This window comes from Saccharopolyspora antibiotica (genome assembly GCF_047200635.1).
Classification (GTDB): Bacteria; Actinomycetota; Actinomycetes; order Mycobacteriales; family Pseudonocardiaceae; genus Saccharopolyspora_C.
The window spans coordinates 1-3,117 of sequence record NZ_JBJZOI010000047.1; the positions used below are offsets into that span (position 1 = coordinate 1).

Consider the following 3,117-nt stretch of genomic DNA (forward strand, 5'->3'; position numbering starts at 1 on the left):
GCTGCCGCCACCGCTATAGCTGCTCTTGCGGAACTCGAAGAACATGGGCATACCTTTCTGCGTACTCCGCCAGGAGTGCGTTCGACTCCTGTGCATCCAGAGCGATGTCCTCCAGGTTCCTCAGGACGCGCACGTAGGTCTCGGCCGCTCGATCGTCGATGAAGACTCCGCTTCCCGCGTTCTCCTGGTAGACCACGTGGTGGTCGTCGTGCAACGAGTACAAGGTGAAGGGGCCTTCGCATCCCCAGTACGCGCCGAGGGTGAAGGGGAGGACTCGGATCGAGTTGGTCGGCGCGCTGTTCGCCTTGATCAGACTCAGCAGCTGATCGGCCATCAAGCGCGGATCCGTTCCCGCACGTCGACGCAATGCTGCTTCGTCGACGAAGGCGGCGTAGTGGCGCAATCCCGTCCTGCTCAGCGCGGACTGTCTTTCGACTCGGGTGAATACGGCTCGATCTCGTGCTGCTGATCCGAGCGGCGAGGTGGCGATCAGCGCGTTCGCGTAGGCGGCCGTCTGGAGCAGGCCGGGGAACACCGAGATCTGGAACTCGTGGATCGAGTGTGCTTCGGCTTCGTAGGCCGCGACGGCGCTGAGCTGCTGGGCCATCCCGGTGCCGATCCCCACCCATGTCCCGGCTTCATCTCCCGCGAGGCGGATCAGCCTCTCCTTGGTGTTCCCCGTGACCGAGAGCGCGGTCAGGATCGAAGCGACTTCGCACGCTCCTGGTCGTCGTGCGCCCGTCTCAATCCTGGACAGCGTTGAGCGGGAGATGTCCGTTGCCGAGGCCAGCTGGTCCAAGGTCCAATCGAGTGAATCTCGGGCTCGGCGTATCTCAGCTCCGATGGCCCGTGCCTGGGAACCCGCGAACTTGGGCACTTCTGACCTCCCCTGGCAGCTTAGCCGCGCGTGCAACCCCTGCACGTGGCGCTGCGATTCGGTGCTTCTCGGCGACTTCGGGGTATTGCTACGTTCCCGGCGTCGAGGCGCCGCGATCGTATCCGCGCCCCGCCCAGCCCGATCGGGCGATATGTCCACAGTGGAATTCAGGGATGTCCGCGACACCGACGCAGTGGAGGAAGCATGAACATCGAGCACGCCCAGGCGGCCCCGGACGACGCGGCGTTCGAGGGTGAGTTGCGGAAGCTGGTGGCGTCGCAGGTGCCGAGGTTGTTCGCCGTGTGCGAGGAGATCGGCGTGCGCGAGGACGGGTTCGTCCGGTACTGGGGTCTCGACTTCGGCGAGGGCGCGGAGCTGATCAGCGCCGAGGACGGGGGTCGCGCCCGGGCGCGGTTCGGGTCGGTCGAGTCCGCCCGCTCGTACCTGTCCCGGCACGGGAAGATCCACCTGATCTGGGCCGACTCCCTCCCGGGGCGGTGATCCTCGCGCTCACCCCGGAGAGAGGCGGACCAGCGCGGGCCGCAGCAGGTGGCCGTGGATCCGGTAGCCGGGGCGGAGGACCTCGGCGACGACCGCGTCCGGCTCGGCCGCGCGGCGGCGCAGCGGGACGACGCTGGACGGTTCCGGGGCGGCCGCCTCGTGCTCGGCGGGGTCGAAGGGCTCGCCGAGCGGTTCCAGGCGGTGCAGGCCCTCGGCGGCGAGGGTGCGCTGGAGCTGCCGGTGCACGGCCCCCAGCGCCTCGGGGTTGTGCCGGGCGCCGAGCTCGACCGCGTCCAGCACCGGCAGCAGCTCGGCGAGCACGCCCTCGGCGGCGCGGTCCAGGTACGCGGTCTGCTCGCGGAGCATCCGCTTGCGGTAGTTGTCGAACTCGGCCGTCACGCGGCGCAGCGATTCCAGGTGCGCGTCGCGCTCATCGCGCAACTGCTCGGCGGATTCCCGCTCGGGCACCGGATCCGGCCGGTCCGAGGGGCCCAGCGGCGGAACGGGCCTCGGTCCGGTGGGGCGTCGCGTCGCGGGAACCGGCAGCGGTGAGCGGCGCGGGACGTCGCGGTCGTCGCCCATGTCTCACTCCTTGTCCCGGGGCTCGTCGACGATCTCCGCGTCCACCACCTCGTCGTCCCCGCCCTGCCCGGAACCGGACGGGCCCGGGCCGCCGCCGGCGGGCGTGCCCGTGTCGGCGTACAGGGCCTCGCCCATCGACTGCGATTCGGTCGCGAGCTTCTCGGCCGCCGCGCGGATCGCGGCGACGTCCTGGCCGCGCAACGCCTCGTTGGTCTCGCCGATCGTCGCGCGCACCCGGTCCTTGACCTGAGCAGGGAGCTTCTGGTCGTTGTCGGTGAGGACCTTCTCGGTCTGGTAGACGAGCGTTTCCGCCTGGTTGCGGGTCTCCGCCTCCTCGCGCCGCTTCTTGTCCTCCTCGGCGTGCGCCTCGGCGTCGGAGACCATCCGGTCGATGTCCTCCTTCGGCAGCGCGGAGCCGCCGGAGATCCGGATGGACTGCTCCTTGCCGGTGCCGAGGTCCTTCGCGTTGACGTGCACGATGCCGTTGGCGTCGATGTCGAAGGAGACCTCGATCTGCGGCACCCCGCGCGGCGCGGGCGGCAGCCCGGTGAGGTCGAAGCTGCCGAGCTTCTTGTTGTGCGCCGCGATCTCGCGCTCGCCCTGGAAGACCTGGATCTGCACCGAGGGCTGGTTGTCGTCGGCGGTGGTGAAGGTCTCGGAGCGTTGCGTGGGGATCGTGGTGTTGCGCTCGATGAGCTTGGTCATGATGCCGCCCTTGGTCTCGATGCCCAGGGACAGCGGGGTGACGTCCAGCAGCAGGACGTCCTTGACCTCGCCGCGCAGCACGCCGGCCTGCAGGGCGGCGCCGACGGCGACGACCTCGTCCGGGTTCACGCCCTTGTGCGGTTCCTTCCCGCCGGTGAGCTCCTTGACCAGGTCGGTGACGGCGGGCATCCGCGTCGAGCCCCCGACCATCACCACGTGGTCCACGTCCCGCACCGAGATCCCGGCGTCGCGCACCGCGTTCTCGAACGGCTTGCGGGTGCGCTCCAGCAGGTCGGAGGTGATGCGCTGGAACTCCGCACGGCTCAGGGTCTCGTCGAGGAACATCGGGTTCTTCTCGGAGTCGACCGTGATGTACGGCAGGTTGATGTTGGCCGTGGACGAGCTGGACAGCTCGATCTTGGCCTTCTCCGCGGCTTCCTTGATCCGCTGCA

General features: G+C 69.2%; 4 protein-coding genes. 1 reads left to right on the top strand and 3 read right to left on the bottom strand.

Annotated elements, in window-relative coordinates; translation table 11 throughout:
• Positions 1–13 precede the first annotated feature (13 nt).
• Positions 14–1,096 carry a helix-turn-helix domain-containing protein gene (locus ACL03H_RS23805; RefSeq protein WP_412813541.1) on the bottom strand — a complete coding sequence of 361 codons (1,083 nt, stop codon included), beginning with the start codon at positions 1,094–1,096 and terminating at the stop codon, positions 14–16.
• Between ACL03H_RS23805 and ACL03H_RS23810 the strand changes: the two genes are divergently transcribed.
• Entirely contained in the window at positions 1,082–1,378 is a 297-nt protein-coding gene (locus ACL03H_RS23810; RefSeq protein ID WP_412813542.1) for a hypothetical protein, read from the top strand. The genes ACL03H_RS23805 and ACL03H_RS23810 overlap by 15 nt on opposite strands.
• Positions 1,379–1,387: 9 nt before the next feature.
• Here ACL03H_RS23810 and ACL03H_RS23815 read toward each other — a convergent pair whose 3' ends face one another.
• Complete coding sequence (locus tag ACL03H_RS23815) at positions 1,388–1,960, bottom strand: nucleotide exchange factor GrpE (RefSeq protein ID WP_412813543.1); 573 nt, start codon at positions 1,958–1,960, stop codon at positions 1,388–1,390.
• Positions 1,961–1,963: 3 nt separating this feature from the next.
• The coding region (locus tag ACL03H_RS23820; protein ID WP_412813544.1) for an Hsp70 family protein at positions 1,964–3,117 on the bottom strand (1,154 nt) is incomplete at its 5' end.

Coding starts and splice junctions, on each gene's coding strand:
- ACL03H_RS23815 (WP_412813543.1), bottom strand. CDS start 1,960: ATGGGCGACGACCGCGACGTCCCGCGCCGCTCACCGCTGCCGGTTCCC.
- ACL03H_RS23810 (WP_412813542.1), top strand. CDS start 1,082: ATGAACATCGAGCACGCCCAGGCGGCCCCGGACGACGCGGCGTTCGAG.